At 53.2% G+C, this 20,002-nt stretch carries 17 protein-coding genes; 12 read left to right on the top strand and 5 right to left on the bottom strand.

The features are described from left to right. Positions 1 to 11: 11 nt before the first annotated feature. From IVG45_RS02675 to IVG45_RS02685, 3 genes are read right to left on the bottom strand one after another with little or no spacing between them, the layout of a single operon-like run. Positions 12 to 1,109 carry a protein-glutamate methylesterase/protein-glutamine glutaminase gene (locus IVG45_RS02675; RefSeq protein ID WP_196436356.1) on the bottom strand — a complete coding sequence of 366 codons (1,098 nt, stop codon included), beginning with the start codon at positions 1,107 to 1,109 and terminating at the stop codon, positions 12 to 14. 36 nt (positions 1,110 to 1,145) lie between these two features. Continuing rightward, positions 1,146 to 1,742, bottom strand: a complete 597-nt coding sequence (locus tag IVG45_RS02680; RefSeq protein ID WP_196436357.1) for a chemotaxis protein CheD — start codon at positions 1,740 to 1,742, stop codon at positions 1,146 to 1,148. Beyond that, positions 1,739 to 2,545, bottom strand: a complete 807-nt coding sequence (locus IVG45_RS02685) for a CheR family methyltransferase (protein ID WP_196436358.1) — start codon at positions 2,543 to 2,545, stop codon at positions 1,739 to 1,741. Before IVG45_RS02685 ends, IVG45_RS02680 begins: the two co-directional genes overlap by 4 nt. Before the next feature lie 557 nt (positions 2,546 to 3,102). On the opposite strand from IVG45_RS02685, the gene IVG45_RS22865 reads away from it, so the two are divergent. The 12 genes from IVG45_RS22865 (at position 3,103) to IVG45_RS02745 (ending at position 16,768) form a co-directional block, all read left to right on the top strand. After that, positions 3,103 to 3,930: a methyl-accepting chemotaxis protein gene (locus IVG45_RS22865; RefSeq protein WP_442923363.1), complete on the top strand. Its 828-nt coding sequence runs from the start codon at positions 3,103 to 3,105 to the stop codon at positions 3,928 to 3,930. Between the two features lie 22 nt (positions 3,931 to 3,952). Next, the gene (locus IVG45_RS02695; RefSeq protein ID WP_196436360.1) at positions 3,953 to 4,321 is read left to right on the top strand and encodes a response regulator; all 369 of its coding nucleotides are present in this window, start codon (positions 3,953 to 3,955) and stop codon (positions 4,319 to 4,321) included. Between the two features lie 27 nt (positions 4,322 to 4,348). Beyond that, on the top strand, positions 4,349 to 4,681 hold the full coding sequence (locus IVG45_RS02700; protein ID WP_196436361.1) for an STAS domain-containing protein: 333 nt from the start codon (positions 4,349 to 4,351) through the stop codon (positions 4,679 to 4,681). After that, positions 4,678 to 6,879 carry a chemotaxis protein CheA gene (locus IVG45_RS02705; RefSeq protein ID WP_196436362.1) on the top strand — a complete coding sequence of 734 codons (2,202 nt, stop codon included), beginning with the start codon at positions 4,678 to 4,680 and terminating at the stop codon, positions 6,877 to 6,879. Before IVG45_RS02700 ends, IVG45_RS02705 begins: the two co-directional genes overlap by 4 nt. A gap of 44 nt (positions 6,880 to 6,923) precedes the next feature. Further along, the gene (locus IVG45_RS02710; protein WP_196436363.1) at positions 6,924 to 8,963 is read left to right on the top strand and encodes a methyl-accepting chemotaxis protein; all 2,040 of its coding nucleotides are present in this window, start codon (positions 6,924 to 6,926) and stop codon (positions 8,961 to 8,963) included. A 17-nt stretch (positions 8,964 to 8,980) separates the two neighbouring features. Then, a complete protein-coding gene (locus tag IVG45_RS02715) occupies positions 8,981 to 9,508 on the top strand; it encodes a chemotaxis protein CheW (protein ID WP_196436364.1) in 528 nt (175 codons plus the stop codon). 142 nt (positions 9,509 to 9,650) lie between these two features. After that, complete coding sequence (locus IVG45_RS02720; protein WP_230874727.1) at positions 9,651 to 11,321, top strand: methyl-accepting chemotaxis protein; 1,671 nt, start codon at positions 9,651 to 9,653, stop codon at positions 11,319 to 11,321. Positions 11,322 to 11,338: 17 nt separating this feature from the next. Next, positions 11,339 to 11,878 carry a chemotaxis protein CheW gene (locus IVG45_RS02725; RefSeq protein ID WP_196436366.1) on the top strand — a complete coding sequence of 180 codons (540 nt, stop codon included), beginning with the start codon at positions 11,339 to 11,341 and terminating at the stop codon, positions 11,876 to 11,878. Positions 11,879 to 12,111: 233 nt separating this feature from the next. Then, a complete protein-coding gene (locus tag IVG45_RS02730; protein ID WP_196436367.1) occupies positions 12,112 to 13,590 on the top strand; it encodes a hypothetical protein in 1,479 nt (492 codons plus the stop codon). Between the two features lies 1 nt (position 13,591). Continuing rightward, on the top strand, positions 13,592 to 14,104 hold the full coding sequence (locus tag IVG45_RS02735; protein WP_196436368.1) for a hypothetical protein: 513 nt from the start codon (positions 13,592 to 13,594) through the stop codon (positions 14,102 to 14,104). Beyond that, positions 14,104 to 14,712 carry a HAMP domain-containing protein gene (locus IVG45_RS02740; protein WP_196436369.1) on the top strand — a complete coding sequence of 203 codons (609 nt, stop codon included), beginning with the start codon at positions 14,104 to 14,106 and terminating at the stop codon, positions 14,710 to 14,712. The genes IVG45_RS02735 and IVG45_RS02740 overlap by 1 nt, the downstream gene beginning before the upstream one ends. Before the next feature lie 922 nt (positions 14,713 to 15,634). Beyond that, positions 15,635 to 16,768, top strand: a complete 1,134-nt coding sequence (locus tag IVG45_RS02745) for an aminotransferase class V-fold PLP-dependent enzyme (protein ID WP_196436370.1) — start codon at positions 15,635 to 15,637, stop codon at positions 16,766 to 16,768. Between the two features lie 164 nt (positions 16,769 to 16,932). Here IVG45_RS02745 and pntB read toward each other — a convergent pair whose 3' ends face one another. Both pntB and IVG45_RS02755 read right to left on the bottom strand, forming a co-directional pair. After that, on the bottom strand, positions 16,933 to 18,324 hold the full coding sequence (gene pntB / locus IVG45_RS02750) for a Re/Si-specific NAD(P)(+) transhydrogenase subunit beta (protein ID WP_196436371.1): 1,392 nt from the start codon (positions 18,322 to 18,324) through the stop codon (positions 16,933 to 16,935). A 12-nt stretch (positions 18,325 to 18,336) separates the two neighbouring features. Beyond that, positions 18,337 to 19,890, bottom strand: a complete 1,554-nt coding sequence (locus IVG45_RS02755) for a Re/Si-specific NAD(P)(+) transhydrogenase subunit alpha (RefSeq protein ID WP_196436372.1) — start codon at positions 19,888 to 19,890, stop codon at positions 18,337 to 18,339. Positions 19,891 to 20,002: the final 112 nt, after the last annotated feature.

The following is a 20,002-nucleotide window of genomic DNA, read 5'->3' on the forward strand; positions in this document are numbered from 1 at the left end:
AACAAACTGGTTCAGCCCTTCAAAAATTTGGCCCGGTTGGGGGCATGGATGATCAAGTCCGGAATGGCCGACAAGGACAGTTCAGCATCGGTGCCACCCATTTTTACCGCTTCCTTGGGCATGCCATAGACCACGCAACTGGCTTCGTCCTGGGCCACGGTCAGCGCGCCGGTATCGTGTAATTCGGTCAAGCCGCGCGCGCCGTCATCGCCCATCCCGGTCATGATGATGCCCAGCGCGTTTTTGCCGGCGGCCTGAGCGGTCGAGCGAAACAATACGTCGACCGAGGGCCGGTGCCTACTGACTAACGGGCCTTCCTTGATTTCCACCCGATATTGCGCGCCGCTGCGGCGCAGCAGCATGTGTTTGCCGCCCGGCGCTATCAAAGCCAGGCCGGGGATGACCCTGTCGTTTTGTTCGGCTTCCTTGACCGTGATTTGCGACAGGCTATCAAGGCGTTTGGCAAATGCGGCGGTAAAGGCCTCCGGCATGTGTTGGACGATCACGATACCCGGAACGGTGCGCGGTAAACGGGTAAGCACGTATTCCAGGGCTTGGGTGCCGCCGGTCGATGTGCCGATCGCAATCACGCGGTCGGTGGTTTCCGACATCGGCGCCAAACCGCCCGGTGAAATCACCGAATCGGCGGTTAATTTGGGTTGGACCTCTAATGCCGGTTTGCCGGCCATCAAGGGTACTTTTTTCAAACGGGCATGCGAGGCGGCCTTGATGGCGTCGGCCAACAGGGTTTTGGAATCCTGTAAAAAGCCTTTTAGGTTGACGGTGGGCTTGGTGATGATGTCAACTGCGCCGGCACTCATGGCCTGCATGGTCACTTCGGCGCCCTTGGCGGTGAGTGTCGAGCAGATCACGACCGGGGTAGGGTGTTCATGCATCAGTTTTTTCAGGAAAGTAATGCCGTCCATGCGCGGCATTTCGATGTCCAGCACAATCACGTCCGGCCATTCGATTTCCATGCGCTTTAGCGCAAAAATGGGGTCGGGAGCGGCGCCTATGACCCGGATTCCGGGTAAGTCGTCCAGCAATCCGGTTAAAACCTGTCTGACTACCGCGGAGTCATCGACAATGAATACTTTTGTGTCTGTCATAGGCTGTAAAATCTTGGCTTAGTGCTCTGCTGTTGGTTACCAGAAATCGGTTTTGCTCGTGCTTTGTTCGTGTTCCTCGATATTCTTTTTCCAAAAATGGCGTTCTGTTTTTTCCAACTGCTGTTGCAGAGTATCGCCGATTCTTTTGATAAATACCGAATAATCCGTGCCGACAAAATGCACGCTTCTGCCGTGATTGCCGCCCAGGCAGGAAGCTACCATCGGAATGTTTTCGTTTATCAGAAACTCCCGGATGAACGCGACATTCAGATCGCCCACGGTTTGCTTATTTTCGCGGTCTTCACGCAATTTAAGGACATTTCCGCCGCCAAAGCATTTCGCCTTCAGATTACGCCTGTCCGCGCCTTTTTTCATCATGGCGTTGATTAATAATTCCATTGCATAGATACCGTAGCGGCCTTCATCCGATTGAATAATAGGCACCCCATGCGCCTGGTGGCGATTGGCCAGCAAAAAATGATTCATGCCGAATACTCGATTGACCGGGTCGAACAGGCAGGCGGCCACGCAAGAACCCAATAATGTCGAGATAATTTCCGCTTCGCGACTGGCATAATATTCGCCGGGATCGATGACGATACGCCGGATATTTTTATACGGCAACGTTATCATGCTTTACGATAAATCGAAGGTTCGATTATTTGCAGTTGATCGGTGACGCGATGCAGGCTTTCCGAATGGCTGATAAAAAAATAACCGTCGGGTTTCAAGGCCGTGGCCAGACGTTCCACGACCTGCTTTTTGGTGTCCTGATCGAAATAGATCAATACATTGCGTAGAAATATCACCTCGAATTTGCCTAAATTAGGCGGTAACGGCGATTTCAGATTGACTTGGTCAAACTTGACCCGGTTGCGGATTTTGGCGTCGATCCGAAAAAAACCTTCGTGCGCGCGAACGCCTTTCAGGCAGTATTTTTCCAATAAACGCGGCTCCATATGCTCCAGCCTGTCCAACAAATACACGCCGTTGCGGGCGATATCCAATACCCGCGTGCTTAAATCGGAAGCGAAGACTTCCCAAGCGCGCATGCCGAGATTTTCCGCCGCCACCATCGCCAGGCTATAGGCTTCCTCACCGGTTGAGCTGGCGGCACTCCAAACTCTGAAGTGATCGCCGCGCCAGGGTTTTAGAATCTGTTCCCGGAAAAAATCAAAATGCTTGGGCTCGCGAAAAAAATAGGTTTCATTGGTGGTCAGAATGTTGACCAGAATTTGAAACTCATCCGGATAGTCGGGGTTATTGATCAATTGGAAATATTCTCCGTAGCGGGATAGACCATAATAATCCAATCGTTTTGCCAGGCGGCTGGCAACCATGACTTTCTTTTCCGGGGACAGGGCGATTCCGGCATGGTCGTATATCAAGCGGCGAAAATGTTCAAATTCGTCGGTTGTAATAGGAGAAATGCTCAAAAAGCCCTCACAATGAACCGATGGGCTGAATGTTTTGATCGGCGGCTAAATTGCGAAACGGCGGTTGGAGTGGCATATTTTAAATTCCTAGTGTGTTAGCAGGTTGAATAGCTGGAAAAAACCATCTAGTATCAGGCCAATATTCTTGTAATCTTAATGGAATTTTCATGTCTCGCACAGCTAATTACCCCGCAGCGGAAGCCGGTTCTGGCAAACTCAGTTTTTATATTCTCCCGGCCGGCCTGGGCCTGTTGTCGGGCTTGGTGTTGATGTTGTCGGCCGGCTTTAGTGTGATCAATATCGGCGCGACGGTTTTTTTGATGCTGGTCGGCTGTCTGCTGGGTTATGTGTTGTTGAATAAACAGATCAACCAGATTCAGGCCAATAATCAGTATTGGCAACAGGACGAAACCGGCAAGCTGGACGACGTGCATGGCTATGTCGCCGAATTGGAGCGCCTGTTTATCCAGGTCGTGCCCATCCTGTTGAGACAGGTGCAAACTTCCCGCAATCACACCGAACAGGAAATTACCGTGTTGACTCAGCGCTTCGCCGCGATGGCCGATTCGCTAAGCAACATCATCAAGGGTACCGGGCACGCCGAGGATGGGCGAAACGTCGACGTCTTGTTCGCCGAAAGCCGCGCCGCGCTGACCGCCGTATTGGGCGCGTTATTACAAATCCAGAATGTCGAACACCAGGTGGTCGAAGAAGTACGCAAACTGTCTTCGCATACACATCAACTCGATGCGATGGCGAAAGAAGTGCGTAAAGTGGCCGAGCAAATCAACCTGTTGGCGCTGAACGCGGCGATCGAAGCCGCCCGCGCCGGCGAAAACGGCCGCGGATTTGCCGTGGTGGCCGACGAAGTGCGCAAACTGGCCGGATTCTCGTCTTCCACCGGTGAAAAAATTAGCGCGGCTATCGAAGATATTAACAAGGCAATGGCGACTACTTTAAGGATGTCGGAAGCCTCCGGCAGTAACGACGACAAAACCATACACGATGCCGAGAAAGCCATCCAGACCGCTTTGACCGATTTGCAGGCGGCCTTGAATGTATTCAAAAACGATGCGAGCCAGTTGCGCGATAACAGTTCGCGGATTCGCGATGAGATTTTTTCGGTGCTGACCGCCTTTCAATTTCAGGATAGGGTCAGCCAAATGCTGTCGCATGTCGAAAACAATCTGCGGGGGTTACAAAATGTGGTTGAAAATGCCCGTAAGGACGGCCGTGAACGCCATGCCGATACCCTCAATGTCGGTAAGGCGCTATCCACCATGGAGTTGGAATACACGATGCCGGAAGAGTTGCTGAACCATATGGGAACGCCGATGACTGACCGTCAAGATGCGGTCAAGGACAACGATTTAACCTTTTTCTAAAATCGCTACAGGATAAAACGACATGGCAAAAACTATCATGATTGTTGATGATTCGGCTTCGATTCGTCAGGTTGTCACGATTGCGTTGAAGGGAGCCGGATACGACGTGATTGAAGCTTGCGACGGCAAGGACGCCTTGAGCAAACTGAAGGGTCAAAAAATTAACTTGATCATCACGGATGTCAATATGCCGGTTATGGATGGTATTGCTTTCGTGCAGGAAGCCAAAAAACTGGACGCCTACAAATTCACGCCGATGATGATGTTGACTACCGAATCGGCCGACGACAAAAAGCAGGCCGGCAAAGCCGCCGGCGCCAAAGCCTGGCTGACCAAGCCTTTCCAGGCCCCGACTCTGCTGGATGCGGTGTCTAAGCTGGTTTTGCCCTAAACCTACAAATTAAATTGGGAGTTGACGGTGAGCATCGAAGTGAAACAACAAAAAAAAGGTGTCACCCATCTGGCGATTCAGGGCGAGATGACCATCTACACGGCGAGGGAGCAAAAAGATTCCTTGTTGGGCTTTCTTAAAACCAGCAAGGAACTGCAGCTCGATTTGAGCGGGGTCAGCGAAATCGACAGTGCCGGCTTGCAAATCCTGCTATTCGTCAAACGCGAGACCGTCAATCGCGATATCAAACTCAGTCTAGTTCAGCATAGCCAGGCGGTGGTCGAAGTGCTGGAATTGCTTAATCTCAACAAATATTTCGGTGATCCTATCGTTTTGTCCGCAAACTGGAAAACATCATGAGTGAATTTGACTCAGCCCTGGGTATCTTTGCCCAGGAAGCGGAACAACTCCTGGCCGATATGGAGAATGCGCTGTTGACGCTGGAGTCCAGCCCGGATGACAGTGAAACCATCAATGGCCTATTCCGGGCCATGCATACCATCAAGGGCTCTTCGGGCCTGTTCGGTTTTAACCCCATTGTCACCTTTACCCACGAAGCCGAATCGGTACTCGACAAAGTGCGTAATGGCGAGCGCGCCATTGATCAGAATCTGATTTCGGTTTTGCTCGACAGCAAGGACCACACGGCTCGTTTGGTCGAACATTGTTTGACTAACCCCGATGTACCGCTGCCTAAGGAACTGGCATTAGCCAGCGAAGACTTGATCAGGCGATTGACCGGCAAGCAGGAAACCGGCATGCAGCCGAGTAATAGCGACAACGCCAAAGTGGAAAGCGAAGGCGGCGGTGAAGTCTCGGTGGACGATAGCTGGCTTATTTCGCTGGAGTTCCAACACAACGCCTTGCGCGATGGCATGGACCCATTGTCGTTTATCCGCTATTTGAAAACCCTGGGTGAAATCAAGGAAATCCTGACGCTGACGCCAGCCATGCCCGGCGGCCAACAGATGGACCCGGAAAACTGTTATTTGCATTTCAAAATCGCCTTTCAAAGCGATGCCAGTAAACAAACCATCGAAGGGGTGTTCGAATATGCCGCCGACGATTGCGAAATCAAGATTTTGCCGCCTAACGCCAAGGTTGAAGAATATCTGAAGTTGCTGGATGCCCAGGACGAAAGCCATGTCGAGCGCCTGGGCGACATGCTGGTTCAAGTAGGGGCGCTGACGCAGAACGATGTTCGGCATGCCTTGCAAGCCCAGAAATTGACTCAAACCGCAACCGACGAAACAGTCAAGCCTATCGGTGAAATCTTAATCGAACAGCAGGTGGTGCAAAAGCCGGTTGTCGAGCAGGCCTTGAAAAAGCAGGAACTGACCAAGCAAAAAGTCGCTGCGGAATCCAATTACATCCGGGTCGATGCCACCAAGTTGGGGCATTTGATCAACTTGGTCGGTGAATTGGTCATTTCCAGCGCGGCGATGAATCTGATCGTCGAACGCCACGGCCTGAGCGACGCCGATGACGTGGCCGCGACGATGAATTCGTTGGTAGGCGGCATCCGCGACACGGCATTGGAACTGCGCATGGTGCAGATAGGCGAAACCTTTTCCCGCTTTCGCCGCATAGTCCGCGATGTCAGTAATGAACTGGGCAAGGATATCGAATTAATCATCAGCGGCGGTGAAACCGAGCTGGATAAAACCGTCGTCGAAAAAATCAACGACCCACTGACGCATCTGATCCGCAATTCGCTGGATCACGGCATCGAAAGTCCCGAACTGCGCCTGGCGGCCGGCAAGCCCGCGCAAGGCACCGTCCAGCTAAATGCCTATCATGAATCCGGCCATATCGTGATTCAGATCGCCGACGACGGGGCTGGATTGAATTCGGAAAAAATCGTGGCCAAGGCCATTGCCAATGGCCTGATCAAACCGGATCACGGTTTGTCGCAACAGGAAATCCACAATCTGATTTTCGCCGCCGGCTTGAGCACTAAGGAGCAGGCTACCAATTTGTCCGGCCGGGGCGTGGGCATGGACGTGGTCAAAAAAAATATCGAAGCGTTGCGTGGGTCGGTCTCGATCGATTCCATCGAAGGGCAGGGGACGACCATCACGATACATCTGCCATTGACCCTGGCGATCATCGACGGCTTCATGGTCGGTGCCGAACAGGACCGTTACATCATTCCCCTGAGTTTGGTGGATGAATGCATAGAGATGGATCCGAAAGAATGTGAAGTCAATGAAGTTGAGCATTACATCAATCTGCGCGGCGAAGTGCTGCCCTATTTAAGGTTGGGCGATTATTTTAATTGCCGTAAGGCTGATGCGGTCAAACGCCGAGAGAGCGTCGTGGTGGTCAAATCCGGCCAATCCAAGGCCGGTTTTGTGGTCGATGAATTACACGGTGAACATCAGACCGTCATCAAGCCATTAGGCAAAGTTTTTGAAAAGCTAAAAGGCATTACCGGTGCTACCGTGCTGGGAGACGGTAATGTGGCCTTGATACTGGACGTGCAGGGCTTGATTCAGGCGGCGATCAAAAAAAGATCTAGGCCTGGACAGTTGCCGAACACGCAGCGCGCACAATAATTTCATTTTGATAGATTGCAAATTTCAATACAAGGACAGCACAGATGAACCTTAACGACCTCAAAATAAAAACAAAAATCCTGACGGGGGCGATGTTGTTGGTGGCGATCACCATAGGTTTTGGCTTGTTGGCCAGAATTTATATCGGCGATGTTTCCGGCGCTTTATTCGGGATTACCGATAATAACGGCAAGTCGGTGGAATATGCGACCGGCGTGGAACGGATGGCGCTAAAGACCATCATGGAGCAAAGGTCATATCGGTTAACCGAGAAAGATGAAGAGGCTAAAGATACCGAAGATGCCATGAAGGAGGTATTCGAGTATCTCGACAAAGTCGATAAACTGGCGAAGGAATACAGCAATACCGAACTACTCAATCAGTCCAAAAGTGCCCGGGAAAGCACATTACAGTTTGGCGAAAAATTTCGCGCCGTGGTTGCCGCTACCAAAGCTAATAAGCAAGCTGTCGCGATAATGGTGGAAAAAGGCAATGCCGTGGCCAAGGCAGTCGATGCCGATCTGCAAAGACAGGTGGATAAATATCAGGCCGCCATGGCGAAAGGGGCTACCCAGCAGGAATTGGACCATTACGTGCAGCGCTACATCGGTTCGACTCAGGCTTATATCACGGCGATGGAAATCATGCGGGCCGAGAAGGAAGAGGTCAATTACAAGGATAGGGTGGCTTGGAAAAAAATGCAGGTTTGGTTGCCGGAGTTGATCAGCATATTCGACGGGCAGGAAAAAGCCGCTAACAGCGAAGACAGCAAAAAAATCATTGCCGATGCACGTGGCCTGGTGCGGGAATATCAGCAAGCCGCACAATCCTGGATCGATAACGATGACAAGTTAAATCTGATTCGCAAGGACATGCTGGAAGCTGGCGACAATGTCATCAAACAGGCGCAAACCGCCGAAGAATCCGGTTATGCACAGCTGGACGTCGCTCGCGAGCAGGCCCAACAATTGGTCAGCGATGCCAATAAAATCATCGTCGGCACCATTATCGCGGCGCTAATTTTAGGCATTATTATCGCGATGTTCCTGGCCAACCTGATTACCGCGCCGATTACCCTGGGCGTCAAATTTGCACAATCGTTAGCCGACGGCGACCTGACTGCCAAGCTGGACGTCGACAGCAAGGACGAAATCGGCCAATTGGCCAAGGCCTTGATCAACATGCGTGATCAATTGAGTCAAGTGGTGGCGCAAGTCCGCGCCAACTCCGATACCTTGTCCAGTGCTTCGCAAGAAGTCAGTTCGACCGCTCAAGCCATGAGCCAGATGGCCACCGAGCAAGCCGCCAGCGTCGAGGAAACCACTTCGTCGATCGAACAGTTGAATGCCTCGGTGCAACAAAACACCGAAAACGCTCATGTCACCGAGCAAATGGCGACCAAATCGGCCGGCGAAGCCCGTGAAGGTGGCGATGCGGTCAACGAAACCGTCACCGCGATGAAACATATCGCCAAGAAAATCGGCCAAATCGAGGATATTGCCTACAAAACCAATCTGTTGTCGCTGAATGCGGCGATTGAGGCGGCGTCGGCTGGCGAGCACGGCAAGGGCTTCGCGGTGGTGGCGGCCGAGGTGCGCAAACTGGCGGAAAGCAGCCGCGTGACCGCCGAGGAAATCAACGAACTGGCGACCAATAGCGTGGCGATCGCCGAAAAAGCCGGCAACCTGATTGCCACCGTGGTGCCCAATATCGTCAAAACCGCCGATCTGGTGCAGGAGATCAATGCCGCCTCGATGGAGCAATCCAGCGGCATCAATCAAATCAACGACGCGATGCGGCAACTGGATAAAGCCACCCAGCAGAACGCCGCCAGCGCCGAAGAGTTGGCCGCCACTTCCGAGGAATTAAACGGCCAGGCCGCCCAATTACAACAGGCGGTAGCCTTCTTCAAGCTGGATGCCAACAGCGTTAAAGCTGGAGCCGGCGCCGGTGGCGGGGCGGCGACCGGCGGCTACCGTAAGCCGTCGCGTCCGGCCGCAAAAACCGGCTTCAATAAATCCGTGGTCAAAACCGCTGTCGACAAGTCGCTGGATTTTAATGATTCAGATTTTGAGCGCTTCTAGTCGCCGGAGAACAGGCCATGAGTAATCTGATTCGAAAAGAGGCCGGCGGCAACGCGTTGGCGGTTCAGGAGCAGGTTGGGCAATATCTGACCTTTCTGGTGGGAAGCGAAAGTTTCGCGATCAGCATTTTGGACGTCAAGGAAATCATTGAAATCGCCAACGTAACGCCGGTGCCGTTAACCCCGGATTATATTCATGGCGTCATCAATCTGCGCGGCAATGTGGTGCCGGTGATCGATCTGTCCGCCCGTTTGAAGCATCGTTGCGCCGAAGTCAGTAAACGCAGTTGCATCGTGTTGGTGGAAGTCGATGCGCTGGAGGGGACGCAATTGATCGGCATGCTGGTGGACGAAGTGCGTGAAATTCTGGAAATTCCCCCAGCCAATATCCAGCCGGCGCCGGATTTCGGCAGCGATATTCGCACGGATTTTATCCAGGCGATGGCGCGGGTAAACGATGTGTTTATTATCCTGCTCGCCATCAATCGGGTGTTATCGCTGGAAGAGTTGTCGCAATTGAACCGGATCGCGCAAGATTCGGAATAGGTTAACGGATAAACCATTAGCGTTGTCGTGGCCCGCCCGCAACAAAACGCCTAGAAACTTCAGCGATGCCGGGAGTCGGCTTTGCTTTTTTTCTCGCACAAATGACTATCGCCCCGTTTAGGAGCCGAAAATGAATTGGTTTATGAATCTCAAAATTAGCCGCAAAATCATGCTGTCCACCAGTTTGTTGATGGCCTTGATCGTATTGACCGGCGGTGTTGCCTTGTATGGTTACAATAGCTTGCGCGCATCGTTGCAGACCATTTATGCCGATCGGATGGTGCCGTCAATCGACCTGGCTGAAATCAGAAATCTGATGAACACCAATCTCCGGGAAGTATTGCTCGCCGTGCAACACGACCCCGTATTCCCGATTGCCAAGGTGCACGAGAGCACTCATCAGATCAGCAAGCACACCGATGCAGTCAAAACCAACATCGGTAAAATCGATCAAATCTGGCAAGCGTATATGGCGACTTATCTGACCCCCGAGGAAAAGAGATTGGCGGGTGATTTCGAAACCAAGCGCAAGACCTTCGTGCGGGAGGGTTTGTTGGTTGCCATTAGTCATTTGGAAGCCGGGGACTACGAAAACGCCGCATTGCATACCGTCAAAAATACCTTGCCGTTGTTCCATGCGGCGACGGAAGCTCAGGATAAACTGATCGAATTGCAGAAGGACGTGGCCCAGGCGGAAATGGCCAATGCCGATGCGATGAACCAACAGTTTATCCAGTTGATGATTGTCGTAGCTATTTTGACCGTCTTGGGCTTGCTCAGCGTGATCTGGATCGCGCGCCGCATTACGCTGCCGCTCCAGGAGTTGGTCGAAGTGGTTGGTAGGATTGCCGAGGGTGATTTGAGCGTCGCCGTTGATGCCCAAAGCCAGGATGAGGTTGGCCAGCTCAGCCACTCGCTGCATGATATGTTGGAGCGCCTGAATTACGTTGTACACCAGGTGCGGGCCAATTCCGACAACCTGTCCAGTGCTTCGCAGCAAGTCAGCGCCACCGCGCAATCGATGAGCCAAATGGCTACCGAGCAAGCCGCCAGCGTCGAGGAAACCACCGCGTCGATCGAACAACTGAATGCCTCGGTGCAACAAAACACCGAGAACGCGCATGTCACTGAGAAGATGGCGACCAAATCGGCCGGCGAAGCCCGCGATGGCGGTACCGCGGTTAATGAGACCGTGGTCGCGATGAAACATATCGCCAAGAAAATCGGCCAGATCGAGGATATTGCTTACAAGACCAATCTGTTGTCGCTGAATGCGGCGATCGAGGCGGCGTCGGCCGGCGAGCACGGCAAGGGCTTCGCGGTGGTTGCGGCCGAGGTGCGTAAGTTGGCGGAAAGCAGCCGCGTGACCGCCGAGGAAATCAATGAACTGGCGACCAATAGCGTGGCTATCGCCGAAAAAGCCGGTAGCCTGATTGCTACCGTGGTGCCCAATATCGTCAAAACCGCCGATCTGGTGCAGGAGATCAACGCCGCCTCAATGGAGCAATCCAGCGGCATCAATCAAATCAACGACGCGATGCGGCAACTGGATAAAGCCACCCAGCAAAACGCCGCCAGCGCGGAAGAGTTGGCCGCCACTTCGGAGGAATTAAGCGGCCAGGCCATTCAATTACAACAGGCGGTAGCCTTCTTTAAGTTGGATGCCAATAGCGTTGAAGCACGAACCGGCACGGCTGGCCAACATCGTCAACCACGCAAGGTAGGTACTCAGGCAGGCGCCAAAAAGCCCGCTAGTAAACCGGTTGCGGATCGCTCCAAGGGTTTTAATGATTCGGATTTTGAGCGCTTCTAGTCGCCGGAGAACAGGCCATGAGTAATCTGATTCGAAAAGAGGCCGGCGGCAACGCATTGGCGGTTCAGGAGCAGGTTGGGCAATATCTGACCTTTCTGGTGGGAAGCGAAAGTTTTGCGATCAGTATCCTGGACGTCAAGGAAATCATCGAAATTGCCAACGTAACGCCGGTGCCGTTAACCCCGGACTATATCCATGGCGTCATCAATCTGCGCGGCAATGTGGTGCCGGTGATCGACTTATCCGCTCGCCTGAAGCATCGTTGCGCCGAAGTCAGTAAACGCAGTTGCATCGTGCTGGTGGAAGTCGATGCGCTGGAGGGGGCGCAATTGATCGGCATGCTGGTGGACGAGGTGCGCGAAATTCTGGAAATTCCCCCGGCCAATATCCAGCCGGCGCCGGATTTCGGCAGCGATATTCGCACGGATTTCATCCGGGCGATGGCGCGAGTGGGCGATGTGTTCATCATTCTGTTGGCGATTGACCGGGTATTGTCCTTGGCCGAACTCTCGCAATTGCATAGTCTGGCGCATGAACAGGAATCGTTGACTTCCTAGCCGCCCCGTGTTGCAGGGGAACTGTTGATGCTTGTCTCTGGCATTGGTCAGAAAGGGCATACATTTTTGCCGTTCGTCTGTCGCAGGTGTAGGAGGGGTTCTAGCCGCGACGAGAAGTCTTTGGTTACGCCATAAACCCTTGGGTTAAACGATGATGCTGTCATCAAAACCCTTTGGGCAGTTTTGAAGGACCTCGGCAAACGCCATAATAAAATCGGGAGGAAGGAGAGCCAATGCAAAAAAAAGTTCTTATTTTACTGATCGTTATTCTAGCCTTACCTTCCTGCGTTCAGGCCAAAGCCGCCGATGACGAACATATACGGCAAATCGTTGGCGAGATGTTGCGCGAAAAAGATCAGAAAATTGAACAGCTTGAAGCCAGAATTCGCCAGCTTGAAACGGAACGCCAAATCGCGCCTTCGGCGGTGACGGCGAGTGACGAGACGGGAAAATCAGTTTCCGCGACTGCTTCGCCGCCGCCGGCCATCGCCGCCGGACCCAAAGCCAATGGATCGACTGGCAACGATTCCACGGTTACCAGCAAGCTGCAGGAATTGAGTAAAAAAGTCGACGAATTGAAAGCGTCGGCGGAGGAAAATGGTTTGCTGATCAGCGGTTTTTTTGACATCAACGCTAAAACCAGTAACTCGACCGATCAAACCTTTAATGTGGGTTCGGTGGAACTGGATCTGGATTATGTCTATGGCGATCATTTTGGTGCCAGTACGGCCCTTGTTCTTTGCGGTAACTCATCCCATGCCGATTTTGGCGCTCCGGCGCATATCTTTTGTGGTAACAGCGGTGCCGGAGGACTCAGCGGTGGGGATACCATGGCGGGGATTGCGGTGGCTTTGGTCGACTATCATTTATTCAACGACCGTATCCCCCCGCGTGGACGGATCTTTAACAACCAGGGCCTGCATATTCAAGCAGGACGTTTTGACTTGCCATTCGGTAGCGATTATCAGTATTTTGCCAACAAGGACCGGGTAACCATTACCGCGCCGCTCACCACATCCCGAATTCAGCAGGGTGGTTATAACAGCGATGGCGTGCGCTCCTACGGTTCCTGGGATATGTTCAACTATTCGGCATTCTGGACCAATGCACTCTACGCGGATGATGGCTCTGCCGTTGGTGGCCGGTTGGGGATAGCCTTAGCGCATAATCCCTATACGGTACATCACAACAAGCTGGATGATATTCTGGAAGGCATCGAGTTCGGTATCTCTCATCTGAGCGAATTCGATGGCGGCAACAATATTCGAAATACCGTTTATGGCGCCGACTTTAGCATCGGCTACGGTATGCTGCGCCTGCAGAATGAGTTTATGCTGTTGCAGGCGCATCAAGATGTATTTTTGGATGCCGATGGCAATATCGTGCCTGATTCGGATCAGAATCCTTTCGGCAAGGGGCATCAGCTTGCTTATCATTCGACCTTGATTGCCGATCTGGAAAGTTTCATTAAATATCCGGTTAAAGCCTTTGTCCGCTATAGCCGCTGGCAACCGTCCCAACAACTAGGATTGGATTATGACGGGAGCACGGTTGCCATCAATGATGTTTCGATGCTGAGTCTGGGATTAAATTACCAATTCAGCGACAATCTGCGCTTCAAGCTTGAATACGACGATTCGCTCGGTACCTGGACGGCGGAACATTACTTCGATAAAAGACTGGGTATCGCCCAAATCGTGATGTCATTTTAATATGAACAAGCTATCCGTTAAATCCTTATTGAGCCTTGGTTTATTGCCCATGCTGGTGTTTGTGGCGATGGCGCAAGCAGCCGATAACCCGCATGCCATAACCAAACATGACAATCCATCCACCTGCAGCGGTTGCCACATCAGTACGCCGCTACTCAAGGATGACAACATCTTAGTCAGCAAAAATCTACCGGACGATCTGGCGCAATTCAGACTGGATGGGGTGGCTATGTGCGCGTCCTGCCATAGTCCGGATGCGTTCCATAAGGTGGGATTGAATGTCGATTTTCCGGTGCCGGCTGATTTGCCTTTAAACTCGGACAACCAGATCATCTGCCTGACCTGTCATTACGTTCACGGCCGGCTGGACAGCGATCGACCCCAAGCGAGTTTTAGCTTCATGGACCGCTTATTGAATGCCGAACGTTTGAGTAAAAGTTTTTTACTGCGCCGTAACAACAGCGATGGCGAACTTTGTTTAACTTGCCACAATCCTAGTCAAGGTTTGAACTAATGAATAATTACCAGCCAAAGCGCCGTAGCGTTTTTATCCAAAAGGGTTTTCAGGGCCGTTTTATTCTCACAGCCTTCGCCATTATCTTGTTATCCGGTTTGTTTTCCGCGCTGCTGATCTACTGGATTGCCGGGGACGATCTCAGGGCGCAGTCGCAATCGGTGCATGTCAATATCGTCAATACCTGGGAGCGGTTGGGTATTTCGATCATGATCGGCAATCTGGTTTCGGTCGTGCTGGCCGGCGCCGTTGCCGTGGTTTCGGTGTTATACGCCTCGCATAAAATCGCCGGCCCGCTGTACCGCTTTGAAACCTTATGCCGAGAAGTTGGCGACGGTAATCTCGATGCCGCGACTCACTTACGCGCCAACGACGAATTACAACAACTGGCGAAATCGTTCTCGGACATGGTGGATAAACTGCGCGATAACCGGGAAGGGCAAGCAAGACAATTAGCCGATATTAACCAGAGTCTGAGTGCGTTAGCCGTCAGCGATAACCTGACAACCGAGCAGCGCAATATCCTGGCCGAAGTGAGCGAGCGGCTTGCTGGATTGAATCGAGGCGAGGCGGACACCTCCGCTGGCAATCGCGGAAAGGGAGCTTGATCGATACGACTGGTATGGCCGGCGCCTAGGGCCAATTCAGAAAGGCTGGTATAAAACCCAGTTTCAGATTGCTCCAGGATAAACCGTTTCATGACTCACGCGCTGGGTAAATGGAGAATGGCATTATCCGCCGAACCTTTTCTCCTAACTGGCCCAACAATCTAATTGTCATAAAACCTTCAAATGTGAGCGTTAAGACCGGCGGGGTTTGCTCTTTTACGATTTGATACGCGGCAAAAATTTAACACTCCGATGATACTGCCTTAGTCTGTTTGCGAGTAGTCATTGATTCTAAATCAATATTTAACCCCTATTCTGATTTCGCCGCTTAGGCTAGCAGCTTCAAGCAAAAAATGGCCCATATCTTGAATGTTGCCTTATTCAAACAACGTTTAGGTCTTTAATGCATAATCCACCGGGCAACGCTACGTACCAAACTCGAGGCGTTTCGAAGGCGATTTATGGCAATAAATGTACCCAATCCAAGCAATTTGCCGTTGACTGAGCGGAGTCGAAGTCAACCGTTCGCTTCGGCTCCGCTCAGCGAACGACACTATTTGACATTTGCAATGGGTACAAACTTTTTCAAAAATCACTTAAGGTCCATGCAATCGGCGTGGCTGCCGTTTCCGAATAGGTTCATGCGGCATTGAGAAATCATGATTGGATTATGCCGAAGAGTTATCGCCGACACGGATTGATGCGGAAAAGGTGGTCATGACCCTTGCTTTACGATCAAATCAAGACTAAACCCGGCCTGTTGCCAACCGACGACGAAAGCAACTGAAAGAGGCCGCAAAAAACAAAGTGGTGCCTTGGCATGAGTTAAAAACCTTCGGAAGCGGTTTTTAGGCTTGAATGCGCACCACTTGCGGGATGGATTGCTATACGTCCAAGAATAAATAACGAGGAGATGAAAACCGTGCCAGGATTATTACCCAATGTCGACCCGGATGGCCTGCTGGAATATTCGGTGGTCTATACCGACCGTGCAACCAACCACATGTCGGAAGTTTTTCAGGAAACCATGCGCGACATCTCGCGCATCCTGAAAAACGTGTACAACGCCCACGCCGCCATTGTCGTGCCCGGCTCCGGCACCTTCGGCATGGAAGCCGTGGCGCGCCAATTTGCCACGGGCAAAAAATGTTTGGTCATTCGTAACGGCTGGTTCAGTTACCGCTGGACGCAAATTTTCGAAATGGGCGCCATTCCATCGGAAGCTATCGCCTTGAAAGCGCGCCCAATCGAAGCAGGGCCTCGGCCGGCCTACGCGCCGGCTCCGATCGAAGAAGTGGTGGCCACTATCGGCCGAGAGAAACCGGACCTTGTATTCGCCCCCCACGTTGAAACCTCGGCCGGCATGATTCTGCCCGATGATTACCTGCGTGCCATGGCCGATGCGGTACATGCCGTTGGCGGCATGCTAGTACTCGACTGTATCGCATCCGGCACAGTCTGGGTCGACATGCGGCAGACCGGGGTTGATATTTTGATCAGCGCGCCGCAGAAAGATTGGAGCGCTTCACCTTGTTGCGGGCTGGTGATGTTAAACCCAGTGGCGCGCGAGCGCATCGAAAGTACCACTAGCACCAGTTTTGCCGCGGACCTGAAGAAGTGGCTGCAAATCATGGAAGCCTATGAACAGGGCGGGCACGCCTACCATGCTACCCTGCCGACCGATGCCTTGCGTTCGCTTCGAGACGTGATGCGCGAAACAGAAGCCTATGGGTTTGCCAAGGTACGGGATGAGCAACTGCAGCTCGGCCTCGGTGTTCGCGCGTTGTTGGCTGAACGCGGCATCAAATCGGTTGCCGCCTCCGGCTTTGCCGCGCCTGGCGTGGTGGTGTGCTACACCCATGACGACGACATCAAGACCGGCAAGAAATTCGCGGAACTCGGCTTGCAGATCGCCGCCGGCGTGCCGTTGCAATGCGACGAAGGAACAGACTTCAAGACCTTCCGTCTTGGTTTGTTCGGCCTCGACAAGCTGCGGAACATCGAACGAACGGTTGCTACCCTGGCGCGGGCGCTGGATCGGATTTCAACGTTCTGAGCAATGACCTATACGTCAGGTCGTCGACGAAACACGGGTCGTAAATCCACGCCCGAAATAGTGAGCCGTCTCCAGCCGCCCATCGATTTTCAAATCTCAAAGACCCATTAAAAAGGGCGATGCGTTTGCCGCATCGCCCTTGGTAGTGCGCCGATTTTGACGGCTTAAGCTTGCAAGGCTTTTAACAAGGCTTGCAACCTGTCGTTGGCGTCGCCGAACAGCATGCGGGTGTTTTCCAGCACGAACAGCGGGTTGCCGACGCCGGCGTAACCGGAGGCCATGCTGCGTTTCATGACGATGGTGGTTTCGCCCTTCCAGCATTCCAGTACCGGCATGCCGGCAATCGGGCTGTTGGGGTCGTTCAAGGCCGACGGATTGACGATGTCGTTGGCGCCGATCACGATCGATACGTCGACATTGGGAAAATCCTCGTTGATTTCGTCCATTTCGAACACGATGTCATACGGAACTTTGGCTTCGGCCAGTAACACGTTCATGTGGCCCGGCATGCGGCCGGCGACCGGGTGGATGGCGAAACGGACCTTTTTTCCCTGGGCGGTCAGCAACTTGGTGATCTCGTTGACGGTATGTTGGGCTTGCGCCACGGCCATGCCGTAACCGGGAATGATGACGATGTTTTTGGAATCGCGCAGCAGTTGCGCGGTTTCCTCGGCTTCGATCGGTTGCACTTCGCCCTCGATTTCGGCCGCCTCGCCGCCGCCGGCACTGCCGAAGCCACCGGCGATGACGCTGAGGAAGTGGCGATTCATCGCCCGGCACATGATGTAGCTCAAGATCGCGCCGCTGGAGCCGACCAAGGCGCCGGTGACGATCAACAAGTCATTGCTGAGCATGAAGCCGGTGGCCGCTGCCGCCCATCCCGAATAGCTGTTCAGCATCGATACTACCACCGGCATGTCGGCGCCGCCGATCGCCATCACCATGTGAATGCCGAACACCAGCGCAATGCCGGTCATGATCAGCAATGGAATCAATGCATCCCCGAATTGGGCGCCGCTCAAGAAGCAGTAGCCCAGAAACAGCGTGGCAATCAGCAGGATCAGGTTCAACCAATGGCGGGCCGGCAGCAGCACCGGTTTGCCGGTGATCTTGCCGCACAGTTTGCCAAAGGCGATAACCGAACCGGAGAAGGTCACCGCGCCGATGAAGATGCCGATATAGATCTCCACTTCATGGATGGTTTTTTCGACGCCGGCCAGTGTCGAGCTATGATCCATGAAGCTGGCGTAACCGACCAGTACCGCCGCCATACCGACCAAGCTGTGCATCAGCGCGACCAGTTCCGGCATTTGGGTCATTTCCACCCGCGCGGCGGCGATGGCGCCTATCATGCCGCCGATCAGCAGCGCGCCGGCCAGTATCGGGTATGCCGTGACATGGCCGCCGAGTATGGTGGCGAGAATGGCGATTGCCATCCCCAGCATGCCGTAGTAATTGCCTCGGCGGGAAGTTTCCTGTTGGCTGAGGCCGCTCAGGCTCAAAATGAACAGAATCGATGCCGCGATATACGACATGGTGACTAAACCTTGTGACATGTGAAGTTCTCCTTATTTTCTGAACATTTCAAGCATGCGGCGGGTGACCAGAAAGCCACCGCAGATGTTGATGGCGGCTATCAATATCGCCACCCCGGATAGGATGGTGATGATCAGGTTGTCCGGGGTCGACACTTGCAGCAGGGCGCCGATGACGATGATGCCGCTGATGGCGTTAGTGACGCTCATCAACGGCGTGTGCAACGAGGCCGATACGTTCCAGATCACCTGATAACCGACGAAGCAGGCCAGCACGAATACGGTGAAATGTTCCAGGAACGAATGCGGGGCGACGGCGCCCATGCCGAACAATATGCTGCCGACCAGCAGTATGGGTAGCAGTTGGGACAAGGCGGATTTGGGTTTTTCCGGTTTGGCCGTTACCGCCGGCGCTTCGGTCAGCGGTTTGTGGGAGCCGGTCAGTTTGGGCGGGGGCGGTGGCCAGGTGATGGCGCCTTCCTTGATTACCGTCGCGCCGCGTATTACTTCATCATCGAAGTTGACGTTCAGCGTACCGTCCTTGTTGGGGCATAGGTCAGTCAGCAAATGCCGTAGGTTGGTGGCGTACAGTTGGCTGGATTGGCTGGCCATTCGGCTGGGTAAATTGGTGTAGCCGATGATGGTGACGTCGTGTCTGACCACGACTTGATTCTTTTCGGTCAACGCGCAGTTACCGCCTTGTTCGGCGGCCAGGTCGACGATGACACTACCGGGCTTCATCGATTTCACCATGCCGGCGGTAATCAGTTCCGGGGCGGGTTTGCCCGGAATCAGCGCGGTGGTGATGATGATGTCGACTTCCATGGCTTGCCGGCCGAACAAAGCCATCTCGGCCTCGATGAATTCCTTGGACATGGTCTTGGCATAACCACCGCTGCCGGAACCGTCTTCCTGAAAGTCCAGCATCAGGAATTCGGCGTCCATGCTCTCGATTTGCTCTTTCACTTCCGGGCGGGTATCGAAGGCGCGGACGATGGCGCCCATGCTTTTGGCCGCCCCGATCGCCGCGAGACCGGCGACGCCTGCGCCTATCACCAGTACCTTGGCCGGCGGAACTTTGCCGGCGGCGGTAATTTGGCCGGTGAAAAAACGGCCGAAATGCTGGGCGGCTTCCACCACCGCGCGATAACCGGCGATATTGGCCATGGAACTGAGCGCGTCCATTTTTTGGGCTCGCGACATGCGCGGTACGCTGTCCATTGCCAGTACAGTGACTTTTTTATCGGCCAACTGTTTCATTAATTCTTCGTTTTGCGCCGGCCAGATGAAGCTGATCAAATGTTGGCCTTCTCTTAACATCTCCACTTCGTCGATAGCTAACTCGGGATGGCGTTCCGGGGCTCTGATTTTCATGATGATGTCGCATTCTTGCCAGACCGCCTTGGCATTCGGCAGCACTTTGACGCCAAATTCCCGATAGAAGTCATCGCTGAAATTAGCCGCCAGTCCGGCGCCCGATTCCACGCAAACCTCGAAACCGAGTTTGATGAGTTTTTCGGCGGCTTCCGGCGTGGTGGCGACGCGTTTTTCACCCTCGTGAATTTCTTTGGGTACGCCAATTTTCATAATCTCTCCTTGGGTTGTAAGGGATGGATTGAAGAGTTTTCCGCGCAACACAGGCGCTAAAATGCGAGGTCGAGAATAGGGGATAGTGTGGGTTTAATCAATTGTTTTCTGT

Source organism: Methylomonas sp. LL1 (assembly GCF_015711015.1).
Taxonomy (GTDB): Bacteria; Pseudomonadota; Gammaproteobacteria; order Methylococcales; family Methylomonadaceae; genus Methylomonas.